The organism is Nocardioides sp. Leaf374 (assembly GCF_916862475.1).
Classification (GTDB): Bacteria; Actinomycetota; Actinomycetes; order Propionibacteriales; family Nocardioidaceae; genus Nocardioides; species Nocardioides kribbensis.
In genome coordinates, this window is the sequence record NZ_CAKASO010000037.1 from 13196 (window position 1) to 26457 (window position 13262).

Annotated in this window: 14 protein-coding genes; 11 read left to right on the top strand and 3 right to left on the bottom strand. The window is 73.5% G+C overall.

The genetic code is table 11. From position 1 onward, the window contains the following. Window positions 1-51 precede the first annotated feature (51 nt). The 8 genes from LPA27_RS15115 to hemQ all read left to right on the top strand — a co-directional run bounded on the left by LPA27_RS15115 (window position 52) and on the right by hemQ (window position 8415). The gene (locus LPA27_RS15115; RefSeq protein WP_228942960.1) at window positions 52-1392 is read left to right on the top strand and encodes an acyl-CoA dehydrogenase family protein; all 1341 of its coding nucleotides are present in this window, start codon (window positions 52-54) and stop codon (window positions 1390-1392) included. A gap of 153 nt (window positions 1393-1545) precedes the next feature. Then, a complete protein-coding gene (gene sfnG, locus LPA27_RS15120) occupies window positions 1546-2694 on the top strand; it encodes a dimethylsulfone monooxygenase SfnG (protein WP_056904840.1) in 1149 nt (382 codons plus the stop codon). Continuing rightward, the gene (locus LPA27_RS15125) at window positions 2691-3911 is read left to right on the top strand and encodes an SfnB family sulfur acquisition oxidoreductase (protein WP_056862025.1); all 1221 of its coding nucleotides are present in this window, start codon (window positions 2691-2693) and stop codon (window positions 3909-3911) included. Before sfnG ends, LPA27_RS15125 begins: the two co-directional genes overlap by 4 nt. A gap of 16 nt (window positions 3912-3927) precedes the next feature. Next, on the top strand, window positions 3928-5100 hold the full coding sequence (locus LPA27_RS15130) for an LLM class flavin-dependent oxidoreductase (protein WP_228942961.1): 1173 nt from the start codon (window positions 3928-3930) through the stop codon (window positions 5098-5100). Then, a complete protein-coding gene (locus LPA27_RS15135; protein ID WP_228942962.1) occupies window positions 5097-5636 on the top strand; it encodes an NAD(P)H-dependent oxidoreductase in 540 nt (179 codons plus the stop codon). The genes LPA27_RS15130 and LPA27_RS15135 overlap by 4 nt, the downstream gene beginning before the upstream one ends. Then, window positions 5633-6151: a flavin reductase family protein gene (locus LPA27_RS15140; protein WP_056904837.1), complete on the top strand. Its 519-nt coding sequence runs from the start codon at window positions 5633-5635 to the stop codon at window positions 6149-6151. The genes LPA27_RS15135 and LPA27_RS15140 overlap by 4 nt, the downstream gene beginning before the upstream one ends. 99 nt (window positions 6152-6250) lie before the next feature. Further along, on the top strand, window positions 6251-7711 hold the full coding sequence (hemG, locus tag LPA27_RS15145; RefSeq protein WP_228942963.1) for a protoporphyrinogen oxidase: 1461 nt from the start codon (window positions 6251-6253) through the stop codon (window positions 7709-7711). Further along, window positions 7708-8415 carry a hydrogen peroxide-dependent heme synthase gene (hemQ, locus tag LPA27_RS15150; RefSeq protein ID WP_193662612.1) on the top strand — a complete coding sequence of 236 codons (708 nt, stop codon included), beginning with the start codon at window positions 7708-7710 and terminating at the stop codon, window positions 8413-8415. The genes hemG and hemQ overlap by 4 nt, the downstream gene beginning before the upstream one ends. Window positions 8416-8427: 12 nt before the next feature. Here the strand turns inward: hemQ and LPA27_RS15155 are convergent, their stop codons facing one another. Genes LPA27_RS15155 through msrB form a run of 3 tightly spaced genes read right to left on the bottom strand, consistent with a single transcriptional unit; the run spans window position 8428 to window position 10465 of the window. Further along, window positions 8428-9327, bottom strand: coding sequence for an aminotransferase class IV (locus LPA27_RS15155; protein WP_193662609.1), 900 nt, complete (start codon window positions 9325-9327; stop codon window positions 8428-8430). Beyond that, entirely contained in the window at window positions 9328-10056 is a 729-nt protein-coding gene (locus LPA27_RS15160) for an HAD family hydrolase (protein ID WP_228942964.1), read from the bottom strand. A gap of 10 nt (window positions 10057-10066) precedes the next feature. Next, the gene (msrB, locus tag LPA27_RS15165) at window positions 10067-10465 is read right to left on the bottom strand and encodes a peptide-methionine (R)-S-oxide reductase MsrB (RefSeq protein WP_228942965.1); all 399 of its coding nucleotides are present in this window, start codon (window positions 10463-10465) and stop codon (window positions 10067-10069) included. Window positions 10466-10541: 76 nt separating this feature from the next. Between msrB and LPA27_RS15170 the strand changes: the two genes are divergently transcribed. From LPA27_RS15170 to LPA27_RS15180, 3 genes are read left to right on the top strand one after another with little or no spacing between them, the layout of a single operon-like run. Beyond that, complete coding sequence (locus LPA27_RS15170) at window positions 10542-11615, top strand: ferredoxin reductase (RefSeq protein ID WP_228942966.1); 1074 nt, start codon at window positions 10542-10544, stop codon at window positions 11613-11615. A gap of 50 nt (window positions 11616-11665) precedes the next feature. Then, window positions 11666-12865 carry a fatty acid desaturase family protein gene (locus LPA27_RS15175; RefSeq protein WP_228942967.1) on the top strand — a complete coding sequence of 400 codons (1200 nt, stop codon included), beginning with the start codon at window positions 11666-11668 and terminating at the stop codon, window positions 12863-12865. Next, window positions 12862-13233, top strand: a complete 372-nt coding sequence (locus LPA27_RS15180) for a hypothetical protein (RefSeq protein ID WP_228942968.1) — start codon at window positions 12862-12864, stop codon at window positions 13231-13233. The genes LPA27_RS15175 and LPA27_RS15180 overlap by 4 nt, the downstream gene beginning before the upstream one ends. Window positions 13234-13262: the final 29 nt, after the last annotated feature.

Below are 13262 nucleotides of genomic sequence, written 5' to 3' on the forward strand. Positions count from 1 at the left end.
TCGACAAAGTCAGTAGACAAACCGTGTCATGACTGTAGCCGAGGAGCGCCCATGTCTGTCCAGCCGTCCGTCCAGCCCGCCGCGCGGTCGTCCGTGGGGCGTGCCCCCGCCCGGGAGGCCGCCGTGCCGTTCGTGCCCCACGTCGCCGTCGACTCCCCGCGCCTGGCGGGGCTGCGCGCGACCTACGCCCCGCTGTGGGAGCGGATCGCGGCCGGGGCCGTCGGGCGCGAGCTCGACGGCGAGCTGCCGGTCGAGCAGGTCGCCTGGCTCAAGGCGGCCGGCTTCGGCGCGGTGCGCGTGCCGCGCGAGCACGGCGGGGAGGGGCTGTCGCTGCTGGAGGTGACCCAGCTGTGGATCGAGCTCGCGGCGGTCGACAGCAACCTCCCGCAGGCCTTCCGCGGCCACTTCGCCCTCGTCGAGGACCGGCTGTGGCAGCACGCCCGCGGCTCCGACCAGGCGCGGTGGTTCGACCGGTTCGCCGCGGGCGAGATCGCCGGCAACGCCTGGTCGGAGGTCGGTGCCACCGAGATCGGCACGCAGCGCACGGTGCTCACCCGCCTCGCGGGCGGCGACTACCGCCTCGACGGCACGAAGTACTACACGACCGGCACCATCTACGCCGAGTGGGTCGACGTCTACGCCCTGCGTGACGAGGGCGCCGAGGGCGAGGGGCCCGGCGGCGGGGTCGCCGACGACTTCGCGATCGCGATCGTCGACACTCGCCGCTCCGGGGTCAGCGTCGTCGACGACTGGGACGGCTTCGGCCAGCGCGGCACCGGCAGTGGCACGACGAGCTTCGACGCCGTGCGCGTGCCCGCCGAGGACGTGCTCGCCTTCGAGGAGCGCTTCCCGCACCAGACCGCGCTCTACCAGCTCAACCTGCTCGCGACCCTCGCCGGGATCGGGCGTGCCGCGCTCGCCGACGCGGTCACCGAGGTGCGCCGCCGCGAGCGCAACTACTCCCACGCCAACGCCGCCCGGGTGCGCGACGACGCGCAGGTGCTCGCCCGCATCGGCGAGATCGCCGCCGCCGTCTACGCCGCGGAGGCCGCCACGCTGCGGGTCGCCGAGGCCCTCCAGGCCGTCGCCGACTCCGCGCACGGCGACCCCGAGCGCACCCGGCGACTGGTCGAGGTCGGCGAGATCGAGTCGTCCACCGCGCAGGTCGTCGTCACCGACCTCGTGCTGCGCGCCACCAACGACCTCTTCGACACCCTCGGCGCCTCGGCCACCGCGCGCGGTCGGGCCCTCGACCGGCACTGGCGCAACGCCCGCACGGTGTCGTCGCACAATCCCCGGATCCTCAAGGCGCGGGTGGTCGGCGACCACCTCGTCAATGGAGCGACCCCGCCGTACGCCTGGTCGATCGGGGCCACGCGGCGCGACCGGTGACGTGACCGGTGACGGGCGGTGAGAGGCGGTGCCTGTCACCCCGTCGCCGCTTCCGGTGGGGCTCCCGGGGGTCCCGCCTTGCATCCCGGCCCATTGTCCAGCAATCTTATCGACATAAGCGGCTTCGGCCGCGAGAGACCACGAGGAGTCCCCATGACCGTGCAGCAGACCCGCGGCGAGACCGGCGTGCAGCCGGGTCACGAGCCGCTGAAGTTCGCCTACTGGGTGCCCAACGTCAGCGGCGGCCTGGTCGTCAGCAAGATCGAGCAGCGCACCGACTGGAGCTACGAGTACAACAAGCGCCTGGCCAAGGTCGCCGAGGACAGCGGCTTCGAGTACGCCCTGTCGCAGGTGCGCTACATGGCCTCCTACGGCGCGGCCTACCAGCACGAGTCGACCTCGCTGTCGCTCGCGCTGCTGCTCGCCACCGAGCGGCTCAACGTCATCGCCGCGGTGCACCCCGGCCTCTGGCAGCCCGGCGTGCTCGCCAAGTTCATCGCCTCCGCCGACCAGATCTCGGGCGGGCGCGCCGCGATCAACGTCGTCTCCGGCTGGTTCAAGGACGAGTTCACCCGGCTTGGCGAGCCGTGGCTCGAGCACGGCGAGCGCTACCGCCGCGCCGAGGAGTTCATCCGCTACGTCCGCGAGATCTGGACCAGCGACCACGCGGAGCACCAGGGCGACTTCTACCGCCTGCACGACTTCGACCTGAAGCCGAAGCCGCTGGAGGTGCCCGGCCGGGCCCACCCCGAGATCTTCATGGGCGGCAACTCCACCGACGCCCGCGGCATGGGCGGGCGGGTCACCGACTGGTACTTCATGAACGGCAACACCCCCGAGGGCGTCGCCGAGCAGGTCCGCGACGTCACCGACGTGGCCCGGGTCAACGGCCGCCCCGAGGGGGCCGTGAAGTTCGGCGTCAACGGCTTCGTGGTCGCCCGCGACAGCGAGGCCGAGGCCCGCCAGGTGCTGCACGACATCATCGACCAGGCCGACGTCGAGGCCGTCGAGGGCTTCGGCTCCGCGGTCAAGCAGGCCGGCCAGTCGACGGGTGACAAGAAGGGCATGTGGCAGGACTCCGACTTCTCCGACCTCGTGCAGTACAACGACGGCTTCCGCACCGGGCTGGTGGGCACGCCCGAGCAGGTCGCCCACCGGATCATGGAGTACAAGCGGCAGGGCGTGCAGATGATGCTGCTCGGCTTCCTGCACTTCATCGAGGACGTCGAGCACTTCGGCCGCGAGGTGCTGCCGATCGTGCGCGAGCTGGAGGCCGCCGAGCTCGCGAGGGTCGGCCGATGACGACGCTGACCGCCCCCGCGACGGTGCCCGTGCTCGACGCCGACGCCGCGCTGCGCGTCGCCGCCGACCTCGCGGGCGAGCTGGCGCAGGGCGCCGTACGCCGCGACGCGGAGCGGGTGCTGCCGGCCGCGGAGCTCGACCTGCTGTCGGCCTCGGGGCTGCTGGCGATCACGGTGCCGGCCGAGCACGGCGGCGCCGACCTGCCGGTGGAGGTCGTGGCCGAGGTCTTCCGCCTGCTGGGCGCGGGCGACCCCAGCGTGGCCCAGGTGCCGCACAGCCACTTCGTCTACGTCAACGCGCTGCGCCACCAGGGCACGCCGGCCCAGCAGGCGTTCTTCTTCGGCGAGGTGCTGCGCGGGCGCCGGCTGGGCAACGCCCAGTCCGAGGTCGGCACGAAGCACGTGCGCGAGCACCGCACCACCCTGACCCCGACCGGGCCCACGGCGGAGGGCGCCCGCACCTGGCGCCTCGACGGCGAGAAGGGCTACAGCACCGGCGCGCTCTTCGCCGACTGGATCCCCGTGCTCGCCCACCTCGGCGAGGACGGTCCCATGCACGTCGCGTGGGTGGAGCGCACCGCCCCCGGCGTCACGGTCGTCGACGACTGGGCCGGCATGGGCCAGCGCACCACCGCCAGCGGCACGGTGCGCCTCGAGGGTGTGGCGGTCGACGACTCGCGGATCACGCCCTACCACCTGACCTTCGAGGGCCCGCAGACCTACGGCGCCTTCGCCCAGCTCCTGCACGCCGCGATCGACGCCGGGATCGCCCGCGCGGCGATCGAGGACGCGGCGGCCTTCGTCACCACGACGTCGCGGCCCTACCCCGACGCCGGGGTGGAGCGGGCCGCCGACGACCCGCTCGTCGTGCACGCCTTCGGCGAGATGGACCTCGCCGTGCGCGGCGCGGAGGCCCTGGTGGCCGAGGCCGGGCGCGCCGTCGACCGCGCCGACGCCCACCTCACGGTCGAGAGCGCCGGGGCGGCCAGCCTCGCCGTGGCCGCCGCGCGCGCCTCGACCACCCAGGTGTCGGTGGCCGTCGCCAGCCGGCTCTTCGAGGTCGCCGGCACCCGCTCGGCCCTCGACGGGCTCAACCTGCACCGCCACTGGCGCAACGCCCGCACCCACACGCTGCACGACCCTGCGAGCTGGAAGGTCCAGCACCTCGGGCGCCACGCCCTCGAGGGCACGCTGCCGCCCAACCACGGTCAGATCTGAGAGGAAGAACCCCCCCATGAGCCCGTTGACGTTCCACTGGTTCCTGCCCACCAACGGCGGTGACGGCCGCCAGGTCGTCGGCGGCGGCCACGGCGTGAGCGCCGGGCCGTCGGGTCGACCCGCCGACGTGCCCTACCTCGGCCAGATCGCCCGCGGCGCCGAGCAGATGGGCTTCGAGGCCGCCCTCACCCCGGCCGGTGCGTGGTGCGAGGACGCCTGGCTCTCGACCGCGATGCTGAGCCAGGTCTCCGAGCGGCTGAAGTTCCTGGTCGCCTTCCGGCCCGGGCTGGTCGCGCCCTACCTCGCCGCGCAGATGGCCGGCACCTTCCAGAACCTCACCGGCGGCCGCCTGCTGCTCAACGTGGTCACCGGTGGCGAGAGCCACGAGCAGCGCATGTTCGGCGACTTCCTCGACAAGGAGGCCCGCTACGCCCGCTGCGACGAGTTCCTCGAGATCGTGCGCCGGCTGTGGGCCGGGGAGACGGTCGACTTCGCCGGTGAGCACCTGCAGGTCGAGAGCGCGACGCTCGGGCAGATCCCCGACCCGGTGCCCGCGATCTACTTCGGTGGCTCCTCGCCGGCGGCCGGCAGGGTCGCGGCCAAGCACGCCGACGTCTACCTCACCTGGGGCGAGCCGCCGGCCGCGGTGGCCGAGAAGGTCGACTGGATCCGGAAGCTCGCGGCCGAGGAGGGACGCGGTGCCGAGCGCCCGATCCGCTTCGGCATCCGGATGCACACCATCGTGCGCGACACCGCCGAGGAGGCGTGGGCCGAGGCCGACCGCCTGCTCGCCGGCATCGACCCGGCCTCGATCAAGGCCGTGCAGGAGGGCCTGCGCAAGAGCGAGTCGGAGGGCCAGCGCCGCATGCTCGACCTCAACGGCGGCAGCAAGGACGACCTGGAGATCCACCCCAACGTCTGGGCCGGCGTGGGCCTCGTGCGCGGCGGCGCCGGCACGGCCCTCGTGGGCAGCCACGAGCAGGTCGCCGACCGGATCGAGGAGTACCACTCCGTCGGCATCGACGAGTTCGTGCTCTCGGCCTACCCCCACCTCGAGGGGGCCTACCACTTCGGCGAGGGCGTGCTGCCGATCCTGGCCGAGCGCGGCCTGTGGGAGCACCCGGCCCCGCCGGTGCACCACAACACCGCCGTGCCGTTCCAGGCCGCCGGCCGCACGGCGGCGTCGTGACGGCCCGCCCGCGCGTCGCGGTGGTGGTCGGCAACCCCAAGCCGCGCTCGCGCACCCTCGGGGCGGCCACGCTGCTGGCCCGTGAGCTGTCGGGGGAGGAGCCCGACCTGACCGTCGACCTCGCCGAGCTCGGCCCGGCCCTGCTCGACTGGTCCAGCGCGGTCGTCGCCGACCTCGTCGAGGCCGTGGGGGAGGCCGACCTCGTCGTCGTGGCCTGCCCCACCTACAAGGCCACCTACACCGGCCTCCTCAAGCTCTTCCTCGACCGTTTCGCCGCCGGCACGGGGCTGCGCGGCGTCGCGGTGCCCCTCATGCTCGGCGCCAGCCCCGCGCACGCCCTGGCCCCCGAGCTCACCCTGCGCCCGGTGCTCACCGAGCTCGGCGCCACGGTGCCGGCGCGCGGCCTCTACGTGCTCGACCAGCACCACGACGACCCGGCGGCCTACGCCGACTGGCTCGCGACGGCGCGGCCCCGCGTGGCCGCCCTGCTCGACCCCGCGCTCCACCCCCACCTCCCGACAGGAGCCCCCGCATGAGCGTCACCGCCCTCTCCACCAACCAGGACCTCGACCCCCAGCGCCTGCGCGAGGCCTTCGGCATCTTCCCCAGCGGGGTCGTCGCCGTGGCCGCGCAGGTCGACGGACGCCCGGTCGGGCTGGCCGCGAGCTCGTTCACCTCGGTCAGTCTCGAGCCGGCGCTGGTGTCGTTCTCGATCGCCAACACCTCCAAGACCTGGCCCGACCTGCGCCGCGCCGACCACCTCGGCGTCACCGTGCTGGCCGACCACCACGGCGGGGTCTGCCGCCAGCTCGCCGGGCCGGTCGACGAGCGCTTCACCGGCATCGACATCTCCACCACCGACGACGGCGCGGTGACCCTCGACGAGGGCCTGGCCCGCTTCGACTGCTCGCTCTACCGCGAGGTCGAGGCCGGCGACCACACCATCGTGCTGCTCCAGCTGCACGCCGTGGAGTCGGTCGACGGCGCGGTCGCCGACGCCCCGCTGGTCTTCCACCGCAGCGGCTTCGGACGGATGGCTGCCTCGGCCTGAGCCCCCCTGCCGCTGCCCCGGCTCCACCCCCCGACTCCCACGCCGCGACGACCCCGCACCCGGTCGTCGCGGCGTGGGCCGCTCTGAGACGCTGGTGGCATGGCTGCACCCGGCACCCCCCGCGCCCTGGCCGTGGTGGTCGGCGGCGGCATCGCCGGCCTCGCCGCGGCCCGTGACCTGGCCCAGGCCGGCCACGAGGTCGTCGTGCTCGAGGCCGCCGACCGCGTCGGCGGCAAGCTGCTCCGCCACGAGGTCGCCGGCGCGCTGGTCGACGTCGGCGCCGAGGCGATGCTCAACCGCCGAGCCGAGGGCGTCGACCTGGCCCGCGCGGTCGGGCTCGAGGTCGAGCACCCGGCCGTGGTCAGCTCGCGCATCCACAGCCGCGGGGCGATGCGGTCGTTGCCGCGCTCGCTCATGGGGGTGCCGCTCGACCTGGCCGCGCTCGAGGCCTCCGGCGTGCTCTCGCCCGAGGGCCTGGCCCGCGCCGCCCGGGAGGTCGACCTGCCCGCCAGCGACCTGGGGGACCCGGGCGACCCGGGTGCCGACGTCACCGTCGGCGACCTCGTGGACGCCCGCTTCGGCCCCGAGGTGACCGACCGGCTCGTCGAGCCCCTGCTCGGCGGGGTCTACTCCGGCCTGGCCCGGGAGATCTCCGCGCGCGCCGCCGTGCCGCAGCTGGTCGCGCTGGCCGCCCGCGGCTCGGTGGTCACCCACGGCGGCGCGGTGCCCACGACGTACGCCGGCCCGGTCTTCGCGGGGCTGTCCGGCGGCATGGGGGCGCTGCCCGACGCGGTGGTCGCCGCCGGTGGGCTGCGCGTGCGCACGGGCACCACCGTGCGCGGCCTGCGCCGCACGCCCGAGGGCCTCGAGCTGCTGCTCGGCCCCACCACCGACCCCGAGCTGCTGCGCGCCGACCTCGTCGTGCTGGCCACCCCGCCCGCACCGACCGCGCGGCTGCTCGCCGACGTGGCGCCCGCCGCCGCGAGCGAGCTGGCCGCGGTGGAGACGGCCTCGGTGGCGGTGGTGACCCTCGCCGTGCGGGCCGCCGAGGCACCGGCGCTGGCGGCCGCCGACACGTCGGGCTTCCTGGTGCCACCGGTCGAGCGGCGCCGGATCAAGGCGGCGACGTACTCCTTCTCCAAGTGGGCGTGGGTGCGCGAGGCCGGCCGCGGGCTGGTCGACGGCGACGACGTGCTGCTGCTGCGCACCTCGCTGGGCCGTCACCGCGAGGAGCGCACCCTGCAGGCCGACGACGCCGAGCTCGTCGCCGCGTCGCTGTCCGACCTGCACGCGCTGACCGGGCTCGACGCCCGCCCCGTCGACACCCACGTGCAGCGCTGGGGCGGCGGGTTGCCGCAGTACGCCGTGGGCCACGTCGCGCGCGTCGCACGGGTGCGGACCGCGGTCGCGCAGGTGCCGGGCCTGGCGGTCTGCGGGGCGGCCTACGACGGGGTCGGCATCCCCGCGGCCGTCGGCTCGGCCCACCGCGCGGTGCGCGAGCTGCTGGCGACCAGGGTCACGTGGGCCGACGAGGCCCCGCGCGGCATGATGGAGCCATGAGCGACACCCAGACGAACGCCGCCCGGCTGCGCGAGATCAACGACTCCATCCGCTACACCACGTGGTCGGTCTTCCGTCTCGACCGGGTGCTCGGCGACGCCGACCGCGAGGCCGAGGGCGCCGAGGTCGAGAAGCTCCTCGCCGAGCTGGCCGAGGAGGGGGTCGTGGTGCGCGGCGTCTACGACGTGGCCGGCCTGCGCGCCGACGCCGACGTCATGGTCTGGTGGCACGCCGCCGACTCCGAGGCCCTGCAGTCGGCCTACCACCGCTTCCGCCGCACCGCGCTCGGCTCGCGCCTGGCGCCGGTCTGGTCGCAGATGGCGCTGCACCGGCCCGCGGAGTTTAACAAGTCGCACGTGCCGGCGTTCCTCGCCGACGAGGAGCCGAAGCGCCACGTCTGCGTCTACCCCTTCGTGCGCTCCTACGAGTGGTACCTCCTGCCCGACGAGGAGCGCCGCGACATGCTCAAGGAGCACGGCATGCAGGCGCGGCCCTACCCCGACGTGCGCGCCAACACCGTCGCCTCCTTCGGCCTCGGCGACTACGAGTGGATCCTCGCCTTCGAGGCCGACGAGCTGCACCGCATCGTCGACCTCATGCGCGACCTGCGCGCGAGCCGCGCGCGCCGCCACGTGCGCGAGGAGATCCCGTTCTACACCGGTGCCCTGGTGCCGGTGGCCGAGCTGGTCCAGCGCCTGCCCTGAGCGGCGGCCGGCTCAGGCCACGACGGTGCCGGAGCGGGCGGTGAGCTCGGCGTACGCCGCGGAGATGCGCGCGGCGACCGGGCCGGGCGCGCCGTCGCCGATGGTGCGCCCGTCGATCGCGACCACCGGCGTGACCCCGCCCATGGTGCCGGTCACGAACACCTCGTCGGCGGTGTAGAGCTCCACCAGCGAGTGCTCGCATACCTCGGTGGGCAGGCCGAGGTCGGCGCAGAGCCCGAGCACCGTCTCGCGGGTGATGCCCTCGGGGCACGCCCGTGTCGTGGAGGTGCGCACGCGGCCGCCGGCGACGTGGAAGACGTGGGTGGCGTTGGTCTCGGCCACGAAGCCCGCGTCGTCGAGCATGAGGGCGTCGTCGGCGCCGGCCACCGTGGCCTCGACCTTGGCCATGATCGAGGTCAGCAGGTTGTTGTGGTGGATCTTGGGGTCGAGGGAGTCGGCGCGGTGCCGGCGCACCGAGGAGGTCGCCAGGGTGATGCCGGAGGCGTCGTAGACCGGTGACTTGAACTCCGCGAGCACGATGAGCGTGGGCCCGGAGGTGTTGAGCCGGGGGTCCATGCCGCTGGTGACCTTGACCCCGCGGGTCAGCGTGAGGCGCACGTGCACGTCGTCGTGCATGTCGTTGGCCGCCAGGGTGCGGCGCAGCTGCTCGACGATCTCGGCGTCGGAGGGGATCTCGGCGAAGGCCAGCGCCTTGGCCGAGCGGCGCAGCCGGGCGAGGTGCTCGTCGAGCCCGAAGATCCGGCCCCGGTGCAGCCGCAGCCCCTCCCAGACGGCGTCACCGCCCTGCACCACGGAGTCGAAGGGGCTCACCGCCGCCTCGTCGCGGTGGGTGATCCGGCCGCCGACGTTGACCTGGAGGTCGGCGTTGCGGGGGTCGAACTGCTGCAGCATTCAGGACTCCTGGTCGGTGGCGGGGCGCAGCCGGTGGGGGGCCAGTGCGTCGTAGAAGGGGCGGCAGCGCTCGAGCAGCGGCGCCAGGCGCTCGGGCAGCGGGTCGTGCCCGCCGGGGGAGGAGGTGGCGAAGCCGGTGGAGGCCTCGACCCCGGCGTACCAGTGCGGGGCCCACACGCCGTCGGTCTCGCGCGGGCCCGCGGGCCAGGACAGCATCGCCTCGTCGAAGGCGAGGCCGAGCGCGGCGCACAGGGCCGTGAGCGTGCCGCGCGGGTCGCGGAGCACGTCGGCGGCGTCGACCACCGGGCCGCCGAAGCGCTCGAAGAGCGCCAGCTGCTGCGGCAGGCCGAGGTCCTCCAGCGTCGGCTCCTCGCGCACCTTGGCGTAGGAGGTGAGCACGCGCTCGGGGTCGCGCACGAGGAAGGCGTGGCGCAGCCCGGTCAGGGCTCCCTGGTCGAGGTCGGGGAGCACGTGGTGGGTCATGTGCTTCTGGTACTGCACCGGCGTGGGCACGGGGCCCGCGGTCAGCTCGCGCACCAGCGCCCCCCAGTCGGTCGACTGGGAGGCGATGACCTTGTCGCGGCCGGGGTGGTCGAGACCGGTGGCGGCGAGGTAGGCGGCGTAGAGCGGCTCGTCGACGACGGTGCAGTCGGCGCGGTGCTCGAAGCTGCGCATCAGGGCCGTGGAGAGGTTGCGCGGCCCCGACCACATGGCGACCCGGAGAGTCACGCCGACCGTCCTAGTGCTTCTCCTCCAGCGTGAGGCTGATCGAGTTGATGCAGTAGCGGTCGCCGGTGGGGGTGCCGTAGCCGTCGGGGAACACGTGGCCCAGGTGGGAGCCGCAGCTGGCGCAGCGGACCTCGACGCGCTTCATGCCGTGGCTGGTGTCCTCGATGTACTCGATCGTGTCGCTGATCGGCTGGTAGAACGACGGCCAGCCGCAGCTGGAGTGGAACTTGGTGTCGGACTCGAAGAGCGTGGCCTCGCAGGCCTTGCAGCGGTAGACGCCCGTGGTCTCGGTGTCGGTGTACTTGCCGGTGAAGGCCCGCTCGGTGCCGGCCTTGCGCAGGACGGCGTACTCGTCGGGGGAGAGCTGCTCGCGCCACTCGGCGTCGGTCTTCTCAACGGAGTAGGTCATACCCCCAGAGTACGTCGGGGAGGTTCACCCCTCCGACCCGTTGACGCCAGTGGGAGAACGCCTGTTCACTGGGCCAATGGCAGGGACGATCCCGTGGGAGCGGGTCCGCAGGGCGGGCTCGAAGCTGACCACCCCGTTGCACCCCGACGACTACCTCTCGCTGGTCAACCCGCTGTGGTCGACCCGCGAGCTGCGCGGCCGCATCGAGAAGGTCGTGCCCGAGACCGAGGACGCCGCCACCCTGGTGATCCGGCCCGGCTGGGGCTGGCGCTACGACCACAAGCCCGGCCAGTACGTCGGCATCGGCGTGCAGGTCGAGGGCAAGTACCAGTGGCGCTCCTACTCGGTGAGCTCAGCGCCCAAGCGCAGCGGCCGCACCATCGCGATCACGGTGCGTGCCATGCCCGAGGGCCTGCTCTCCTCGCACCTGGTCAACGGCCTGGCCCCCGGCACGATCGTGCGCCTCGCGCTGCCCGAGGGTGACTTCGTGCTCCCCGACCCCCCGCCGGCGCGGATGCTCTTCCTCGTGGCCGGCTCCGGGGTGACCCCGGTGATGTCGATGCTGCGCACGCTCGACCGCCGCGGCTCGATGCCCGACGTCGTCATGCACTACTCCTCGCCGACGGCGGAGCGGATGATCTTCCGCGACGAGCTCGACCGGCTCGAGGAGCGCCACGAGGGCCTGTCCGTGCACCGCCTCCACACCGACACCGAGGGCATGCTGGCGCCCGCCGACCTCGACCGCGTGTGCCCCGACTGGCGCGAGCGCGAGACGTGGGCCTGCGGACCCGGCCCGATGCTCGACGCGCTCAGCGAGCACTTCGAGGCCGAGGGGGTCGCCGAGCGGCTCCACCTCGAGCGCTTCTCGCTGAAGCTCGGCGACGCCGGCGGCGAGGGTGGCACGATCTCCTTCCGCAACTCCGGCAAGACGGTGGACGCCGACGGCGCCACCACCGTGCTCGAGGCCGGCGAGCAGGCGGGCGTGGGCATGCCCTACGGCTGCCGCATGGGCATCTGCCACACCTGCACCGTCACCCTCGTCTCCGGCGCGGTGCGCGACCTGCGCAACGGCGAGGAGTACGCCCAGCCCAACGAGCAGATCCAGACTTGCGTGACCGCCGCCGCCGGCGACTGCACCCTCGACATCTGACCCACCCGACCCACCAGCCCCCCCGCACCGCTGCACCCACTGGAGGACCCATGGCCATCTCGGACGTCCGGGAGTACACCCACCTCACCGACGAGGAGGTCGAGCAGATCGGCCGCGAGCTCGACGCGATCCGCGCGGAGGTGGAGGAGTCGCGCGGGGCCGCGGACGCGGCGTACATCAACCGGATGATCAAGGTGCAGCGCGGCCTGGCCTTCGCCGGCCGCGTCACCCTGCTCGCCTCGCACCGCAAGCCCGCCTGGGCGGCCGGGGCGGCGATGCTCGGCGTGGCCAAGATCCTGGAGAACATGGAGATCGGCCACAACGTCATGCACGGCCAGTGGGACTGGATGAACGACCCCGAGATCCACTCCTCCAACTGGGAGTGGGACACCGCCCAGCCCGCGGAGCAGTGGAAGCACTCCCACAACTACGTGCACCACCAGTTCACCAACGTGCTCGGCCACGACAACGACATCGGCTACGGCATCCTGCGCATGGCCCGCGAGCAGAAGTGGCACCCCGCCAACCTCGGCCAGCCGGTCTACAACGCGCTGCTCGCCAGCCTCTTCCAGTGGGGCGTGGCCCTCCACGACCTCGACATCGAGGCCATCCGCAAGGGCAAGAAGGACCCGAAGGAGATGAAGCGCCAGCTCGGGCAGATCTGGCGCAAGGGCCGCAACCAGGTGCTCAAGGACTACGTCGTCTACCCCGCGCTCAGCGGGCCGCACTGGCGCACAACCCTCACCGCCAACGCCACGGCCAACGTGACCCGCAACCTGTGGTCCTACGTGATCATCTTCTGCGGCCACTTCCCCGACGGTGCGATGCACTTCACCGAGGAGGAGATCGAGGACGAGACCCGTGCGGAGTGGTACCTGCGCCAGATCCTCGGCGCGGCCAACTTCGAGGGCGGCCCGCTGCTGCACATCATGTCGGGCAACCTGGGCTACCAGATCGAGCACCACCTCTTCCCCGACCTGCCGAGCAACCGCTACGGCGAGATCGCGGTCAAGGTCCGCGCGCTGTGCGACAAGTACGACATCCCCTACACGATCGGGCCGCTGCACCGGCAGTACGGCCAGGCGCTGCGCACCATCATCAAGCTCTCGGTGCCCAACGGCTTCACCACCTCCGACAAGCCCGAGCCCCCGAGCCCCGACCGGGCCCCGGTCGAGCGCGGCCGCAAGAGCGACGCCGAGCGTCCCTCGCGCCGCGCCGAGCTGGGCGGCTGGTCGCGGAAGGCGTCATGATCCGGGGCCTCAGCCGTGACGTCGACGCCGTCGAGGCTCCCTTCGCCTGGGAGCGCGACGACGCCGGCGACCTCCAGCTCGTCGCCCGCCGGGTGACCCAGTGCGCCCTGAGCCGCATCTGCGGGGCCTGCGCGGAGTCGCTGGGGCGCCCGGTGGCCTTCGTCGGCGACGACCTGGAGATCGGGCGCAACGCCTTCCACGCCCCGCCCCTGCACCTGACGTGCGCGGCCGACCTGGCCGCCCGGGTCGACCACTGGCGGGTGGTCACCACGTCGGGCTTCGAGTTCGTGCGCGCCACCGCCGAGGACGAGGACCGCCGACCGGTCTTCAGCCCCAACTCGCTGCTGGGCGAGGCCTCCCGCGGCTGAGGGCCGCCCCACCGACCCCGCGCCGCGGG

Coding starts and splice junctions, on each gene's coding strand:
- LPA27_RS15115 (WP_228942960.1), top strand. CDS start 52: ATGTCTGTCCAGCCGTCCGTCCAGCCCGCCGCGCGGTCGTCCGTGGGG.
- sfnG (WP_056904840.1), top strand. CDS start 1,546: ATGACCGTGCAGCAGACCCGCGGCGAGACCGGCGTGCAGCCGGGTCAC.
- LPA27_RS15125 (WP_056862025.1), top strand. CDS start 2,691: ATGACGACGCTGACCGCCCCCGCGACGGTGCCCGTGCTCGACGCCGAC.
- LPA27_RS15130 (WP_228942961.1), top strand. CDS start 3,928: ATGAGCCCGTTGACGTTCCACTGGTTCCTGCCCACCAACGGCGGTGAC.
- LPA27_RS15140 (WP_056904837.1), top strand. CDS start 5,633: ATGAGCGTCACCGCCCTCTCCACCAACCAGGACCTCGACCCCCAGCGC.
- hemG (WP_228942963.1), top strand. CDS start 6,251: ATGGCTGCACCCGGCACCCCCCGCGCCCTGGCCGTGGTGGTCGGCGGC.
- hemQ (WP_193662612.1), top strand. CDS start 7,708: ATGAGCGACACCCAGACGAACGCCGCCCGGCTGCGCGAGATCAACGAC.
- LPA27_RS15155 (WP_193662609.1), bottom strand. CDS start 9,327: ATGCTGCAGCAGTTCGACCCCCGCAACGCCGACCTCCAGGTCAACGTC.
- msrB (WP_228942965.1), bottom strand. CDS start 10,465: ATGACCTACTCCGTTGAGAAGACCGACGCCGAGTGGCGCGAGCAGCTC.
- LPA27_RS15170 (WP_228942966.1), top strand. CDS start 10,542: ATGGCAGGGACGATCCCGTGGGAGCGGGTCCGCAGGGCGGGCTCGAAG.
- LPA27_RS15175 (WP_228942967.1), top strand. CDS start 11,666: ATGGCCATCTCGGACGTCCGGGAGTACACCCACCTCACCGACGAGGAG.
- LPA27_RS15180 (WP_228942968.1), top strand. CDS start 12,862: ATGATCCGGGGCCTCAGCCGTGACGTCGACGCCGTCGAGGCTCCCTTC.